Source organism: Pseudomonas sp. RIT778 (assembly GCF_019718735.1).
Classification (GTDB): domain Bacteria; phylum Pseudomonadota; class Gammaproteobacteria; order Pseudomonadales; family Pseudomonadaceae; genus Aquipseudomonas; species Aquipseudomonas aphyarum.
In genome coordinates, this window is record NZ_JAIHBA010000019.1 from 110714 (window position 1) to 126070 (window position 15357).

General features: G+C 61.9%; 16 protein-coding genes and 1 pseudogene. 10 read left to right on the forward strand and 7 right to left on the reverse strand.

The features are described 5' to 3' along the window. Positions 1 to 55: 55 nt before the first annotated feature. From K5E37_RS14600 to K5E37_RS14625, 6 genes are all read left to right on the forward strand, one after another. Positions 56 to 949, forward strand: coding sequence for a 2-hydroxy-3-oxopropionate reductase (locus tag K5E37_RS14600; protein WP_064594449.1), 894 nt, complete (start codon positions 56 to 58; stop codon positions 947 to 949). 159 nt (positions 950 to 1108) lie between these two features. Continuing rightward, on the forward strand, positions 1109 to 2383 hold the full coding sequence (locus K5E37_RS14605; protein WP_085605834.1) for a glycerate kinase: 1275 nt from the start codon (positions 1109 to 1111) through the stop codon (positions 2381 to 2383). Beyond that, positions 2380 to 3795 (forward strand): pyruvate kinase, encoded by a 1416-nt coding sequence (gene pyk / locus K5E37_RS14610; protein WP_096822137.1) that lies wholly within the window; start codon positions 2380 to 2382, stop codon positions 3793 to 3795. Before K5E37_RS14605 ends, pyk begins: the two co-directional genes overlap by 4 nt. A gap of 145 nt (positions 3796 to 3940) precedes the next feature. After that, entirely contained in the window at positions 3941 to 4855 is a 915-nt protein-coding gene (locus tag K5E37_RS14615) for an urea transporter (RefSeq protein ID WP_221534208.1), read from the forward strand. 21 nt (positions 4856 to 4876) lie between these two features. Beyond that, positions 4877 to 5701 (forward strand): ion transporter, encoded by an 825-nt coding sequence (locus tag K5E37_RS14620; RefSeq protein ID WP_221534210.1) that lies wholly within the window; start codon positions 4877 to 4879, stop codon positions 5699 to 5701. Between the two features lie 106 nt (positions 5702 to 5807). Next, on the forward strand, positions 5808 to 6806 hold the full coding sequence (locus tag K5E37_RS14625) for a sulfate ABC transporter substrate-binding protein (RefSeq protein WP_221534212.1): 999 nt from the start codon (positions 5808 to 5810) through the stop codon (positions 6804 to 6806). A gap of 55 nt (positions 6807 to 6861) precedes the next feature. On the opposite strand, the gene K5E37_RS14630 is transcribed toward K5E37_RS14625, so the two are convergent. After that, positions 6862 to 7482, reverse strand: a complete 621-nt coding sequence (locus tag K5E37_RS14630) for a DUF5666 domain-containing protein (protein ID WP_221534214.1) — start codon at positions 7480 to 7482, stop codon at positions 6862 to 6864. Between the two features lie 241 nt (positions 7483 to 7723). Here K5E37_RS14630 and K5E37_RS14635 point away from each other — a divergent pair, with 241 nt between their 5' ends. Beyond that, the gene (locus K5E37_RS14635; RefSeq protein WP_085605826.1) at positions 7724 to 8911 is read left to right on the forward strand and encodes an MFS transporter; all 1188 of its coding nucleotides are present in this window, start codon (positions 7724 to 7726) and stop codon (positions 8909 to 8911) included. A 45-nt stretch (positions 8912 to 8956) separates the two neighbouring features. Here the strand turns inward: K5E37_RS14635 and K5E37_RS14640 are convergent, their stop codons facing one another. Further along, positions 8957 to 9361: a type II toxin-antitoxin system HicB family antitoxin gene (locus K5E37_RS14640; protein WP_085605824.1), complete on the reverse strand. Its 405-nt coding sequence runs from the start codon at positions 9359 to 9361 to the stop codon at positions 8957 to 8959. Positions 9362 to 9463: 102 nt separating this feature from the next. Here K5E37_RS14640 and K5E37_RS29440 point away from each other — a divergent pair. From K5E37_RS29440 to K5E37_RS14650, 3 genes and pseudogenes are all read left to right on the forward strand, one after another. After that, positions 9464 to 9556, forward strand: a pseudogene (locus K5E37_RS29440) (LysR family transcriptional regulator); the annotation flags it as partial. An 85-nt stretch (positions 9557 to 9641) separates the two neighbouring features. Further along, positions 9642 to 10109 carry a helix-turn-helix domain-containing protein gene (locus K5E37_RS14645; protein WP_221534216.1) on the forward strand — a complete coding sequence of 156 codons (468 nt, stop codon included), beginning with the start codon at positions 9642 to 9644 and terminating at the stop codon, positions 10107 to 10109. Further along, a complete protein-coding gene (locus K5E37_RS14650; protein WP_221534218.1) occupies positions 10106 to 10681 on the forward strand; it encodes a PIN domain-containing protein in 576 nt (191 codons plus the stop codon). The genes K5E37_RS14645 and K5E37_RS14650 overlap by 4 nt, the downstream gene beginning before the upstream one ends. 52 nt (positions 10682 to 10733) lie before the next feature. Here K5E37_RS14650 and K5E37_RS14655 read toward each other — a convergent pair whose 3' ends face one another. The 5 genes from K5E37_RS14655 to K5E37_RS14675 are packed head-to-tail and all read right to left on the reverse strand — an operon-like array spanning position 10734 to position 15354. After that, positions 10734 to 11141 carry a hypothetical protein gene (locus K5E37_RS14655; RefSeq protein ID WP_085605822.1) on the reverse strand — a complete coding sequence of 136 codons (408 nt, stop codon included), beginning with the start codon at positions 11139 to 11141 and terminating at the stop codon, positions 10734 to 10736. A 25-nt stretch (positions 11142 to 11166) separates the two neighbouring features. Continuing rightward, positions 11167 to 12369 (reverse strand): c-type cytochrome biogenesis protein CcmI, encoded by a 1203-nt coding sequence (gene ccmI / locus K5E37_RS14660; RefSeq protein WP_221534219.1) that lies wholly within the window; start codon positions 12367 to 12369, stop codon positions 11167 to 11169. Further along, positions 12366 to 12836 (reverse strand): cytochrome c-type biogenesis protein, encoded by a 471-nt coding sequence (locus K5E37_RS14665; RefSeq protein ID WP_221534220.1) that lies wholly within the window; start codon positions 12834 to 12836, stop codon positions 12366 to 12368. Before K5E37_RS14665 ends, ccmI begins: the two co-directional genes overlap by 4 nt. Next, on the reverse strand, positions 12833 to 13369 hold the full coding sequence (locus K5E37_RS14670) for a DsbE family thiol:disulfide interchange protein (RefSeq protein ID WP_085611514.1): 537 nt from the start codon (positions 13367 to 13369) through the stop codon (positions 12833 to 12835). Before K5E37_RS14670 ends, K5E37_RS14665 begins: the two co-directional genes overlap by 4 nt. Beyond that, positions 13366 to 15354 carry a heme lyase CcmF/NrfE family subunit gene (locus tag K5E37_RS14675; RefSeq protein WP_221534221.1) on the reverse strand — a complete coding sequence of 663 codons (1989 nt, stop codon included), beginning with the start codon at positions 15352 to 15354 and terminating at the stop codon, positions 13366 to 13368. The genes K5E37_RS14670 and K5E37_RS14675 overlap by 4 nt, the downstream gene beginning before the upstream one ends. Positions 15355 to 15357 lie beyond the last annotated feature (3 nt).

A 15357-nucleotide genomic window follows, 5' to 3' on the forward strand; every position in this document is an offset into this window, starting at 1 on the left:
CTCCCACAACAGCCCCTTATTTGCTTGAGCAAGACAAAAACAAGAGGATTTTCTCATGGCTAAAATCGGATTCATCGGCACCGGCATCATGGGCCACCCAATGGCGGCGAACCTGCAGAAAGCCGGTCACAGCCTGTTCCTGTCGGCGCACCACGACGCCGCCCCTGCCGACCTGGTCGCCGCTGGCGCCGTCGCTCTGGCCAACCCACGCGAAGTGGCCCAGGAAGCCGAATTCATCATCGTCATGGTGCCGGATACCCCGCAGGTCGATGACGTGCTGTTCCGCGCCGACGGCGTCGCGGCCGGCATCGGCAAAGGCAAGGTCGTGATCGACATGAGCTCGATCTCGCCGACCGCCACCAAGGCCTTCGCCGCGAAGATCAACGAGAAAGGCGCGCAGTACCTCGACGCCCCGGTGTCCGGTGGTGAAGTCGGTGCCAAGGCCGCGACCCTGAGCATCATGGTCGGTGGCGACGCCGATGCCTTCGAACGCGCACTGCCGCTGTTCCAGGCCATGGGCAAGAACATCACCCTGGTCGGCGGCAATGGCGACGGTCAGACCGCCAAGGTGGCGAACCAGATCATCGTTGCGTTGAACATCCAGGCCGTGGCCGAAGCCCTGCTGTTCGCTTCGAAAAACGGTGCCGATCCGGCCAAGGTGCGTGAAGCGCTGATGGGCGGTTTCGCCTCCTCGAAGATCCTCGAAGTGCACGGCGAGCGCATGATCAAGGGCACCTTCGATCCGGGCTTCCGCATCAGCCTGCACCAGAAGGACCTGAACCTGGCCCTGCAAGGCGCCAAGGAGCTGAACATCAACCTGCCGAACACCGCCAACGCCCAGCAAGTGTTCAGCACCTGCGCGGCCATCGGTGGCAGCAACTGGGACCACTCGGCACTGATCAAGGGCCTGGAACACATGGCCAACTTCTCGATTCGCGACAAGAAGTAAGCCCTGCCCCAACCTGCATCAAACCTGTGGGAGCCAGCCTGCTGGCGATGGAATCGACGCGGAGTGTCTGCCAGACCTCAGCGCCTGAATCGCTAGCAGGCTAGCTCCCACAGGGTTCCGAGTTGCCCTTTCGAATAACAAGAATTCCGGGAGCCCGCCATGTCGGTCGATCCGCAACAACTGCTGCGCGAGCTGTTTGCCACAGCCATCGACGCGGCCCATCCGAACCAGGTCCTCGAAGCTCATCTGCCGGCTGATCGCACAGGTCGCGTGATCGTCATCGGCGCCGGCAAGGCTGCCGCTGCCATGGCGCAAGTGGTCGAGCGCTGCTGGGAAGGTGAAGTCTCGGGCCTTGTGGTGACCCGCTACGGTCACGGCGCCCCGTGCGAAAAAATCGAAGTGGTCGAAGCCGCGCACCCGGTGCCGGACGCTGCCGGTCTGGCCGTTGCCAAGCGTGTGCTGGAACTGGTCAGCAACCTGACCGAAGACGACCGCGTGATCTTCCTGTTGTCCGGTGGTGGCTCTGCCCTGCTGGCGCTGCCGGCCGAAGGCATCACCCTGGCCGACAAGCAGTCGATCAACAAAGCCCTGCTCAAATCCGGCGCGACCATCGGCGAGATGAACTGCGTGCGCAAGCACCTCTCGGCGATCAAGGGCGGACGCCTGGGCAAAGCCTGCTGGCCAGCGACTGTTTATACCTACGCGATTTCCGATGTGCCGGGCGACCTCGCCACGGTCATCGCTTCCGGCCCGACCGTGGCCGACCCGAGCACCAGTGCCGAAGCGCTGGCCATCATCAAGCGCTACGGCATCGAGATTCCGGCGTCGGTTCGCACCTGGCTGCAAAGCCCGGAATCGGAAACCGTCAAACCCGGTGATCCGAGCCTCGCCCGCAGTCACTTCCAGTTGATCGCCCGCCCTCAGCAATCGCTGGATGCCGCAGCGGTGAAATGCCGTCAGGCCGGTTTCAGCACGCTGATCCTCGGCGACCTGGAAGGCGAATCCCGCGAAGTGGCGAAAGTCCACGCCGGCATCGCGCGCCAGATCATCCATCACGGCCAGCCACTGGCGGCGCCGTGCGTGATTCTCTCCGGCGGCGAAACCACGGTGACCGTGCGCGGCAATGGCCGTGGCGGACGCAACGCCGAATTCCTCCTCAGCCTCACCGACAGCCTGAAGGGCCAGCCCGGCGTTTATGCGCTGGCCGGTGACACCGACGGCATCGACGGCTCGGAAGACAACGCCGGCGCAATCATGACCCCGGACAGCTACGCCCGCGCCGCCGCCCTGGGTCTGAGCGCCAGCGATGAGCTGGATAACAACAACGGCTATGGCTACTTCGAGGCGCTCGATGCGCTGATCGTCACCGAGCCGACCCGCACCAACGTCAACGACTTCCGCGCCATCCTGATCCTCGAGAGCTCTAAATCATGACGCCTGATAAAAAGGTCAAAATCCTCGCCACCCTCGGGCCTGCCGTCGACGGCATCGAAGACATCCGCGAGCTGGTCGAGGCCGGGGTCAATATCTTCCGCCTCAACTTCAGTCACGGCGATCACGCCGACCACGCCAAGCGCTATCAGTGGATCCGCGAAGTCGAGCGCCAGCTCAACTACCCGCTCGGGATCCTGATGGACCTGCAAGGGCCGAAACTGCGGGTCGGCAAGTTCGCGGACGGCAAGGTTCAGTTGCATCGCGGTCAGGCGTTCCGCCTCGATCTGGATGCAACACCGGGCGACGAACGCCGGGTGAACCTGCCACACCCGGAGATCATCGCGGCGCTGGAAGCCGGGATGGATCTGCTGCTCGATGACGGCAAACTGCGCCTGCGCGTCGTCACCAAATACACCGATGCGATCGACACCACCGTGCTCAATGGCGGTGAACTGTCGGACCGCAAAGGGGTGAACGTGCCGCAAGCGGTACTCGACCTGAGCCCGCTGACCACCAAGGATCGTCGCGACCTGAGCTTCGGTCTGGAGCTGGGTGTGGACTGGGTCGCGCTGTCGTTCGTGCAGCGTCCGCAAGACATCATCGAGGCCCGCGCGCTGATCGGCGACAAGGCGTTCCTGATGGCGAAAATCGAGAAGCCGTCGGCGGTCGAGCAACTGCGCGAGATCGCCGAACTGAGCGACGCGATCATGGTGGCTCGCGGTGACCTGGGCGTGGAAGTGCCGGCCGAGAGCGTGCCGCAAATCCAGAAGAACATCATCACCACTTGCCGCCAGCTCGGCAAACCGGTGGTGGTGGCGACGCAGATGCTCGAGTCGATGCGCTTCTCCCCGGCGCCCACCCGCGCCGAAGTCACCGACGTCGCCAACGCCGTGGCCGAAGGCGCCGATGCGGTGATGCTGTCGGCCGAAACCGCGTCCGGCGAGTACCCGCTGGAAGCCGTGCAGATGATGAGCAAGATCATCCGCCAGGTTGAGAACGGTCCGGACTACCAGACCCAGCTCGACGTCAGCCGGCCGAAAGCCGAAGCGACCGTGTCCGATGCGATCAGTTGCGCGATCCGCCGCATCAGCAACGTGCTGCCGGTGGCGGTGCTGGTCAATTACAGCGAGTCCGGTGCATCGAGTCTGCGTGCGGCGCGGGAGCGGCCAAAGGCACCGATCCTCAACCTGACGCCGAACCTGCAGACCGCCCGCCGGTTGAGCGTGGCGTGGGGCATTCACTCGGTGGTCAATGATCGCCTGCGTCAGGTGGACGAGGTGTGCTCGACCGCGCTGGAGATCGCTCAGGCTCAAGGAATGGCCGAGCGTGGCGATACGTTGCTGATCACCGCGGGTGTGCCGTTTGGCCAGCCGGGCTCGACCAATTCGCTGCGGATCGAAACATTGATTTAAGCAACACCTGAGTGGCGAGGGGGCGTGCTCCCATCGCTCGGCATGACGGTTTCCACAAGAGACACCGCATTCACCGGGCACGAGCTCCCTCGCCACCGCTTCAAGCAAGACCTTTTGATTTTCCTACTGCCCAGATTCTCCAGACATGCCTGCCAATCATTTCAACACCCACTGCCCTGACTGGGCCGAGGCTTTGCTCAACGGCTTCAGTCAAATCTTCCTCCAGCGCCATCCGCTGTGTGGACTCCTGTGCCTTCTGGCCATTTTATTCACCGCGCCGGTGCTGTTCGCCGGCGCGCTGCTGGGCGCGGTTGCCGGTTTGCTCACCGCGCAACGGCGCAACTACGCCAAGGCGGATCGCCAGGCCGGACTGTTCAGCTACAACGGCGTATTGGTCGGCCTGTTGCTGAGCCTGTATTTCCCCTGGTCGCCGATGCTGCCACCGCTGATTCTGGCCGCCGGCGGACTGAGCGCGATGATCACGCAGCAATGGCTCAAGCGCGCGCGCCTCACCGAGTACCTGCCCGCCTACACGGCGCCGTTCGTATTGTTGAGCTGGGTGTTCCTGTGTTTCGCAGAGCCTTCGACGCCGGCTCCGGCGCTTGAGCTGAGTACCGTGAACCTGCTCGGTGCCGCCCTGAAAGGCTTCGGTCAGGTGATGTTCCTCGGCCATCCGTTGGCCGGTGGATTGATCGCCGCTGGCTTGCTGATCGCCGATCGCCGGGCCTTTGCCTGGGCGCTGCTGGCTTCGGTAATCGGTCTGGGTTCCAGTCTGTTGCACCACGACAGCCAGGTCGCGCTGCTGGGGCTGGGCGGCTACAACGCCGTCCTCGCCGCCCTCGCCTTCAGTGCGCAGCGCCAGCAACCGTGGTTGCCGCTGTTCGGCATCGGCCTGGCGCTGCTGCTGACGCCGCTGTTCAGTGCCCTGGGTCTGGCGACCCTCACGGCACCTTTCATTCTTGCCTGCTGGCTGCTGCGTACCGGCATTCGCCTGATGCGCCAACCGGAGATCAACGTCGCGCCTTGCGCTAACGGGGAGAATCAACCTAGGCTGCGCTGATTGATGGCCATGGCGATATGCATGAACGGCAACAACACATGGCGTGATCGCCTGTACGTGATCATTTTCCAGACCGATACGGTGGCGGGCCGCCGTTTCGACAAGACCCTGCTGCTGATCATTCTCGCCAGTCTGGTGATCGTGATCCTCGACAGCATCGATGAAGTCCACCAGAACTACGCCAATGTGCTGGCGTACATCGAATGGGGCTTCACGATCATCTTCCTCGGCGAGTACCTGCTGCGCCTGTACTGCTCGCCCAAGCCTTTGCGCTACGCCTTCAGTTTCTATGGGCTGGTGGACTTGCTGGCGATCGTGCCGGGCATCCTCGCGCTGTATTACAGCGATGCCCAGTACCTGCTGATCATCCGGGTGATCCGGATGCTGCGGATCTTCCGCGTACTCAAACTCGGGCCGTACCTGAAACAGGCGCATTACCTGCTCGATGCCCTGCGCGGCAGCAAGCAGAAAATCCTCGTGTTCCTGCTCAGCGTCTGCACCCTGGTCACGGTGTTCGGCACCCTGATGTACGTGGTCGAAGGCCCGGAACATGGCTTCACCAGCATTCCCAAAGGCATCTATTGGGCTATCGTGACCCTGACCACCGTGGGTTACGGCGACATCGTGCCGAGGACCGTGCTGGGCCAGGTGATTTCGTCGCTGGTGATGATCACCGGTTACTCGATCATCGCCGTGCCGACCGGGATTTTCACCGCTGAACTGGCCACCGCCATGCGCGGCGGTCAGCTGCAACACGACTGCCCCGTGTGCAAGAAAAGCAGCCATGAACACGAGGCGTCGTTCTGCTCCCGTTGCGGCAATGCGCTGTTCAAGAAAATGGAATAAGCAAAGTTCTTTTTAATCTTTAAACGACTATGCGTGCCCCGCTATAGTCGCTGGCAAATGGCCTCATCTTTGTAAAAAAACACCCCCACAGAACAAGGAATGCGCAGTGAAAAAACTCTTTGGCGCCTCACTTCTCGCCGCTGGTCTTGCCTTCGGCAGCGTGGCTCAGGCCGCACCGACCCTGCTCAACGTTTCCTACGACGTGATGCGCGATTTCTACAAGGACTACAACGCTGCGTTCCAGAAACACTGGCAAGCCGAGCACAAGGAAGACATCACCGTACAGATGTCTTTCGGCGGTTCGAGCAAGCAAGCCCGTTCGGTCATCGATGGTCTGCCGGCTGACGTCATCACCATGAACATGGCCACCGACATCAACGCCCTGGCGGATAACGGCCAACTGGTGCCGAAGGACTGGGTCACCCGCCTGCCGAACAACAGTGCGCCATTCACCTCCGCGACTGTGTTCATCGTCCGCAAGGGCAACCCGAAAGCACTGAAAGACTGGCCGGACCTGCTCAAGGACGGCGTGCAAGTAATCGTGCCGAACCCGAAAACCTCGGGTAACGGCCGCTACACCTACCTGTCGGCCTGGGGCTACGTGCTGAAAAACGGTGGTGACGAGAACAAGGCGAAAGACTTCGTCGGCAAGCTGTTCAAGCAGGCACCGGTGCTGGATACCGGTGGCCGCGCCGCGACGACCACGTTCATGACCAACCAGATCGGCGACGTGCTGGTGACCTTCGAAAACGAAGCCGAAATGATCGCCCGCGAGTTCGGCCGCGACCAGTTCGAAGTCATCTACCCAAGCGTCTCCGCCGAAGCCGAGCCGCCGGTGTCGGTGGTCGACAAAGTGGTCGAGAAGAAAGGCTCCCGCGCCGCTGCCGAGGAATACCTGAAGTTCCTGTGGTCGCCGCAAGGTCAGGAAATCGCGGCCGCCAACTACCTGCGCCCACGTGACCCGGCGGTACTGGCCAAGTACACCGACCGCTTCCCGAAAGTCGACTTCCTGTCGGTCGAGAAGACCTTCGGCGACTGGCGCACCGTGCAGAAGACCCACTTCAACGATGGCGGGATCTTCGACCAGATCTACTCCGGCCAGTAAGGCTTGAGCTGAAATGAAAAAGGCGACCTGCAGAGGTCGCCTTTTTTGTGTGCGGCTACATGGGCGGCTTGACGCCATCCTTGCCCGCCGAGATCGATTGCGCGGTCAGCGTGCCGTCCACGCTCTGGGTCACGAAGGTAACGATCTTCACCCCGACTTTGAGCAGGCTGCGATCGCCCGGGGTCAGGTTGACGATCGGCACGTCCTCCGGCACCAGGATCTTCTGCTGGCCGCCCTTGTAGTTGACGGTCAGCACCCGGCCGTTGCTCACCACCAAATCGCCGACGCTGCCGTTGGTCATGCTGCTGCCCTTGGTCAGGTCGAACGGCCGATGGCCGTCGCCGCTGCCGGCCAGCTCCGGCGGGAAGACATGAACCTCCAGCGCCTTGAGCGTGCCATCCTCCTGGGGAATGGCGGCCGAACCGATGTAGCTCCCGGGCTTGATGTCTTCGATATTGGCCAGGGTAACCGCGCGGACCTTGGTATCCGGGGTCAACTGGATCACGACGTTTTCACCGCTGTTGACGTGAACCTTGAGCGAGTCGGGACTGACCCCGGTGATCTCGCCGCGAACACCCATGCGCATGCCGGGCGCTTCGGCGGCCTGTGCGGCAGTGGCGCCGAGCAGACTGATCAGGACAATGGTTGTGGTGTGGCGAAGCAACTGACGAAACATCGCAATCCTCCGTTGATGAACGCTGAAACCCGGTCACAACATAAGCACGCTATCGAACAAGATGTAAGTGAATGTATCATCGACGCTCAACGGTCGGACGCAAGGTTCGCCGATGAACAATGGATTGTTCGGCGCCACCTATTCCGCAACGGAATAACTGATATCGATCAGAAGCCTCTACTGCCGGCTCGGCCCGTCCCTTAGCCTCACCGCATTCCTTTTCGCTGGATCGAGAAACCCTATGACCGCCACAACTCACGCAATGACCCGAGGCATGGTGCTGCTGTTCGCTTTCTGCTGCGGCGCCATCGTTGCCAACATCTACTACGCCCAGCCGATCATCGGCCTGATCGCGCCGGACATTGGCCTGACCGACACCATGGCCAGTTTCATCGTGTCGCTGACCCAGATCGGCTATGCGCTGGGCCTGTTCTTCCTGGTGCCGCTGGCGGATCTGCTGGAAAACCGCCGCCTGATGATCATCACCACCGTAGTGGCGATTGCCAGCCTGCTCGGCGCGGCGTTTACCGATCAACCGAATGTGTTCCTGCTGATTTCGTTGCTGGTGGGCTTCAGCTCGGTGTCGGTGCAGGTACTGATTCCATTGGCGGCGCACCTGGCGCCAGAGGAATCCCGTGGCCGGGTGGTCGGCGGGATCATGGGCGGTTTGCTGCTGGGGATTCTGCTGGCACGTCCGGTGTCGAGCGTGGTCGCCGACCATCTCGGCTGGCGGGCGATGTTCATGATCGCCGCAGCCTTGATGGCAGCGATCAGCGTAGTGCTGGCGTTGACCGTGCCCAAACGCCAGCCGGATCACAGTGCCTCTTACGGCCAGTTGCTGGGTTCGTTGTGGACGCTGCTGCGCGAGCAACCGGTGCTGCGTCAACGGGCGTTTTACCAGGCCTGCATGTTCGCTACGTTCAGCCTGTTCTGGACCGCCGTGCCGCTGGAACTGGCGCGCAACCATGGCCTGTCCCAGAGTGAAATCGCGATCTTCGCCCTGGTCGGCGCCATCGGTGCCATCGCCGCGCCGATCAGTGGACGCCTGGCCGACGCCGGCCACACCCGCATCGCCTCGCTGCTGGCCATGCTGTTCGCCAGTCTGAGTTTCCTGCCGGCTTTCATCCACCCGGCATACAGCGTGATCGGCCTGGCCGTGACCGGCGTGGTGCTCGATTTCTGCGTGCAGATGAACATGGTGCTCGGCCAGCGCGCGGTCTACTCCCTCGATGCCAAAAGCCGCGGCCGCCTCAACGCGCTGTACATGACCAGCATCTTCGTCGGCGGCGCCTTCGGCTCGTCGGTGGCCAGTGCGGTGTACGAGCATGGCGGCTGGCTGTGGATCGTGATCGTTGGCAGTGCGTTCCCGCTGCTGGCGCTGGTGCGGTTCTTGAGTGCTTCGCAGAAGCCTGTTCTGGCAACGGCCTAGAATCTGAAAGCACTGTCGGATCACTGATCCGACAGTGCTCGAGGCTCAATGCCGGACCAGCTTTTCCATGGCGGCATCCGCCAGAAAAGAGGAACGGCTTTTGACGTTGTGCTCACGCACGTAGCGGTCGATCCGCTGGATGACATAGCCGGGCAACGTCACATTGACCTTTTCGGTCTTGCCCATGTACGGCGAGATGTCCAGCTCGAGCATGCCCCAACCCATGTCCGCGAACTCCGGGTTGTTGCGATGTGCAGCCGCAGAAGTCGGCATCGGAATCGAATCACCATCCGCCGCGATCTCCTGCAGCATGATGTGGGCAATCTCGACAGCCGCGTTGTAGGCATCCTCAAACGTATCCCCGGCCGTTATCGCGCCGGGAATATCGGGGATCTGAATCCCGATGGCGGTATTCTCGTCACCCCACTCGATGCAGATTGGGTATTGCATTGTGAAATTGCCTCGCCCATTAAAGTAACTCTAGAGATACCTTTAGTAGCCTGCGGAAGGTTGTGACACAACGTTGGTTGTTTTGCAGGATGTTTTGACTACCTGTCGGCGGTGTTTCCGACGGGTAGGCTGGCCAGTGTCAAGGCGCGGGCGTTCGTTGAATATGTGCAGGGGTTGTTGGCGAAAAAACCATAAAACTCCATACTCGTTTCGTTTATTGCGATTTTCGCTTATTTCGAATAACGTTCCGGCATTCCTCATTTCCTGAGCCGGACTCGCCATGTCGACCGTTATTCATCCCTCCATCAGCCTCCCCGTAGAACGCGAAGTAAAAGCCGCCATTGAAGGGCAGCGTGCCCTGGCGGCTTACCTCGCGACCCATTTCGAGACTCAGCACATCCAGATTTTCGACGAGCAGAACGAAGCTCATCGCGTCGAACTGCCCACCTCGGCCCTGCGCTTGCTGATCGACATTCTGGCGGAACTGGCAGCCGGCAACGCGGTGCAGGTCGTACCGGTGCATGCCGAATTGACGACCCAGGAAGCCGCCGACCTCCTCAACGTCTCACGTCCACACCTCATAAAACTGCTGGAAAGCGGCGAGTTGTCCTACCACAAAACAGGCAAGCACCGACGTGTGCGTTTTGCCGATCTGATGGAATATAAGACCCGGCGCACCACCGCCAGCGAGCAGGCAATGGCGCTTCTCGCAGAGCAAGCTCAGGCGTTAAGGACAGGATACGAGTGAGGCATTCCTCTTTCACCGCTTTATATGACGCATGCGTCTTGTACCCCGCCCCCTTGAGAGACTTCCTCATGTGGCTTGCGCTCTCAGGACGATTTCGGGCGCGATGGACCCAGGAGATTCACTGCGAATGGAAACGCAATCTGCTGAAGAACCGCCGTGACCTGACGATGGAACAGCTGGATCGTACGTCCGGCCTGATGGATCAAGCGATACCCGACGCCTGTGTCCATGACTATGAAGACCTGATTGCCGGACTCAGCTTGCCCGACTGCGATGATCGTCATGTTCTGGCAGCGGCCATCCGTTGCGGCGCAAGCGTGATAGTGACGTTCAATCAGAAAGACTTTCCCTGCAAAGCGCTGGAGCCTTTCGGCATCGAAGCGCAGCATCCGGACGAGTTCGTCGACAACCTCTTGGGGCTTGATCCGGCAGCAGTGGTTGCAGCGGCCCAAAAACAGCGTCGGCAGCTGAAAATGCCTGCCATGGACGTCGAACCCTTTCTTGATCTACTGCAACGACAAGGCCTGATTAAATCGGTCCGGGCACTCAGCGGCTATCACGCGATTCTTTGAAAGCTCATTACTCCACACAGCAAAACGGCGATCCAACGATCGCCGTTTTTCATTACTCCCCGAACTGCTTGCCCAGTCCCGCCGGTACGCCGTGGATGTTGGTTTCTTCCCACGGGCCGTTGGGGCTGATCGAGCGGCTCCAGCCGTTGTTCCAGCGGTAGTAGGTGCGCTGGCGGTAGAAGGTGTTGGTCTGGTCGTCGAGCACGTACACGCCCAGTTTCTGGTCCCAGTGGCTGTTGCCGCCCGGTGGCGGGGCGAAGCTGGCGGAGGTGCGCGGGACGGGTTTGGCGGGTTTGGCCGGGATGCCCGGTTTGCTTGGCGTCGGGGTGGTCGACGGGGTCGGGCTGGGTTGTGACGGCGGGATCGGCGGCAGCCGTGTGGTGGGCTCCGGTCGTTGCACCGCACATGCGCTCAAGCCCAGGGCCAGTGTGAGGACTGTGATTCGGGCGATGGCGTTCATGGCGGTGCTTTCCTGTTGGTTCCGGCTATTTGTCCGGGCTGTCGATGGTCAGTGTCTGCGGCGTGGTGGTGCTGCTGGCCAGAGGCCCGCTGCGACCGACCCACTCACCGGCGGTCGGTTGACCGGCACGGGAGATGCGCGCAACCAGTTGGACTTCGGGGAAGTTCGACAGTTTCAATTGCGGCATCATCGCGTCGGCATCGCCCAGTTCGACGGTCACCGGCAGATCGGCGACGGTCAGGCGCTTGGCTGCCAGCGGTGCCGGCGGGCCCGAGGTAGCGCGGGCAAAAATGAACACGCTGTCACCCGGTTGCACCTTGGCTCTGAGCTCGCTGGCCAGATCCACACGCACTTTCAACAACGCCGTCGCCTTCGCCGCCGGTGCCTGGGCGACCTTGCCGCCGCTGGCTTGCAGTTTCTCGGTGGCGCGGGTAATGCCGCCCTGCAGGGCCTCGCGGGATTTGTCCTGTGGCGGCAGTTGCGCCAGCAGACGGTTCCAGTAGTCGATGGCTTCCTGATAACGCTCGCCTTCGAACGCGGCGATGCCCAACAGGCCGAGGCTGGTGACTTCCTTCGGATCGGCTTTCAGTGCTTCATCGGTCAGGGCCTGAACCTTGTCCGACCATTTTTTGTTGTCGGCAAAGTACTGGGCCTGCGCCCACTGGCCGAGCAGTTCCGGCTGTCGACCGGCGAGATTGACGGCGCGCTCGAACATCTTCGCCGCGTCCGCCGGACGATCCTGGGCCATGTAGGTGCGGCCAAGGAAATACACGCCTTCAGCCGAATCCGGTTGCGCCGCGACTGCGCGCTCCAGACGCTGGGTCATCTCTTCCATCGACTGCGGCGCCTGGGCGAATTCCCGGGTCAGTTCGACCTTGTCGCTCGCGCCAAAATGCAAATACAGACCGAGGCCCAACACCGGCACCAGCACGGCTGCCAGCAGCGGCAACGGCTTGCCCAAACGCGAAACCCGCGCCGGTGCCACACCTTCGGTATCGGCCAACAATTCACGGGCCGCTTCGGCACGGCCGCTGTCCATTTGCGCAGCGTCGAGCACGCCTTCGGCCTGCTGCGATTGCAGTTCGGCGACGCGTTCCTGATACAGCGCGACGTTGAGAGCGGTTCGATCCTCTTCACGCTGGGCGCGACGCTCACGCAGGACGGGGATCAGCAGAAAACTCAGGGCGACCAGAAGCAACAGCCCTGCAGCAAGCCAGAAATCAATCATTCTTGGTTTTTATCCAACAGTTGGTCGAGGCGCTGACGTTCTTCAGGAGACAGCGTTTGCGGCGTCTCGGCGCGCTGCCCGCGACGGCGGCGGACGATCACCGCGATCACCACGAAGCCACCCAGCAACAGGCCGGCCGGGCCGAACCATAGCAAAGCGGTCTTGGCATTGAGCGCCGGTTTGTAGCGGACGAAATCACCGTAGCGGTCGACCATGAAGTCGATAATCTGCTGATTGTCCTTGCCCTCGCCGAGCATGCGGAAAATCTCTTTGCGCAGGTCGGCGGCAATCGGCGCGTTGGAGTCGGCAATGTCCTGGTTCTGGCACTTGGGGCAGCGCAGTTCCTTGGTCAGTTCGCGAAAACGTTCGCGATCGCCTTCTTTGGCGAACTCGTAAGTATCGATGGCGGCGTGGGCCACACCGGCCAGGCTCAAGCCCAGCACCATGGCAGCTAAAAAGCGCTTCATGGCTTGGCCTCGTCGACCAGCGCCTGATACTTGGCCGCCAGTTTTTCCCGCCAGACCTGCTCGTCGATCACCCCGACGTACTTGTCGCGGATGATGCCCTTGGCGTCGATGAAGAAGGTTTCCGGCGCGCCGTAGACACCGAGGTTCAGGCCCAGGGAGCCTTCGTCGTCGCGGATGTCGAGTTGATACGGATTGTGGAACTCGGCCAGCCACTTCAACGCATCGGCGTTGGTGTCCTTGTAGTTGATGCCGTAGATCACCACGCCGCGCTCGGCGAGTTTGTTCAGCACCGGGTGCTCGACCCGGCAGGAAATGCACCACGTGCCCCAGACGTTGACCAGTGCCGGTTTGCCGAGAATGTCAGCGCGGGTCAGGGTCTTGTCGCCCTGCACCGCCGGCAGCGAAAACTCCGGGAACGGCTTGTTGATCATCGCCGACGGCAGCTCCGCCGGATCCAGGTATAGACCGCGATAAAGGAATACGGCCACCAGCAGGAAAATCGCCAATGGCACCAGCATCAACCAACGTCTCATGCAGCGGCTCCTTCCATGCCCAGCGCTTCACGCACGCGGGCTTTGACCTTGACCCGATAACGCCGATCCAGCGCCGCCAGCAGACCACCGAAACCGGTCAGCAGACCGCCGAACCAGATCCAGCGCACGAACGGTTTGACGTGAACCCGCACCGCCCAGGCGCCATCGCCCAACGGTTCGCCCAAGGCGACGTAGAGGTCGCGGGTGAAACCGGCGTCGATCCCGGCCTCGGTCATCACCGAGTTCTGCACGGTGTACAGACGTTTTTCCGGGTGCAGCACGCTGACTTCCTGACCGTTGCGGATCACCCGAACGGTGCCCTTGTCGGAAGTGAAGTTCGGGCCTTCGAAATGCTTGGCGCCTTCGAACACGAACTGATAACCGGCCAGATCCATCGACTCGCCCGGTGCCAGACGCAGGTCGCGCTCGGCACTGTTCTGGCTCGACAACACCACGCCCAGCGCGCAGACGGCGATGCCCAGATGCGCGATCTGCATGCCCCAGTAACTGCGGGTCAGGGTCGGCAGGCCTTTGATCAGGCCTTTGTGACGAGTCTTGTCGAAGATGTCGCGCACACCGGCCAGCAACACCCAAGCCGCGAGCAGGAACGTCGCGATCACCGCCCAGTTGAAATCGCCGTAAGCGACGCCGGCCACCACCGCCAGCGCAACACTGCCCAGCAGCACCGGAGTGAGCATGCTGGCCAGCCATTTCACCGGGGTGTCTTTCCAGCGCACGATCACACCGACCGCCATCACCAGCATCAACAGCGCCATCAACGGAATGAACAGCGCGTTGAAGTACGGCGGGCCGACCGACAGCTTGGCGCCGCTGATCGCATCGAGAATCAACGGATACAGGGTGCCGAGCAGGATCATCGACGCGGCCACCACCAGCACCAGGTTGTTGCCCAGCAGCAGGGTTTCCCGTGACCACAGGTTGAAGCCGACCTGGCTCTTGACCACCGGGGCGCGCAAGGCAAACAGGGTCAGCGAACCACCGACCACAAAAAGCAGGAAAATCAGGATGAACACGCCGCGCTCAGGATCGGAGGCAAACGCGTGCACCGAGGTCAGCACGCCGGAACGCACAAGGAACGTGCCGAGCAGGCTCAGGGAGAACGCGGCAATCGCCAGCAACACCGTCCAGCTCTTGAACACGCCACGTTTCTCGGTGACCGCCAGCGAGTGAATCAGCGCCGTGCCCACCAGCCATGGCATGAACGAGGCGTTTTCCACCGGGTCCCAGAACCACCAGCCGCCCCAGCCGAGTTCGTAGTAAGCCCACCACGAACCGAGGGTGATACCGATGCCGAGGAAGGCCCACGCGACGATGGTCCACGGACGCGACCAGCGTGCCCACGCCGCATCGAGACGACCGCCGAGCAGTGCGGCGATGGCGAACGCGAAGGCCACGGAGAAACCGACGTAGCCCATGTAGAGCATCGGCGGATGCACGATCAGACCGATGTCCTGCAGCAACGGATTGAGGTCACGACCGTCGGCCGGGATCTGCGGCAGGATCCGCGAAAACGGGTTGGAGGTAAGAATCAGGAACAGCAGGAAACCGGTGCTGATCATGCCCATCACCGCCAGTACGCGAGCGAGCATCACTTGCGGCAGTTGCCGCGAGAACACCGACACCGCGAAGGTCCAGCCGCCGAGGATCAACGCCCACAGCAGCAGCGACCCTTCGTGGGCGCCCCACACCGCGCTGAACTTGTAGTACCACGGCAGCGCGCTGTTGGAGTTCATCGCGACGTAAGCCACGGAGAAATCGTCGGTCATGAAGGCGTAGGTCAGGCAACCGAAGGCGAACAGCAGAAATGCGAACTGCCCCCACGCCGCCGGCTGCGCCAGGCCCATCCACAGACGGTCGCCGCGCCAGGCACCGAGCAACGGCACCACGGCCTGCACCAGCGCGAAACACAGCGCCAGAATCATGGCCAGATGGCCGAGCTCGGGAATGAAAATGCTGGATGTCATCGA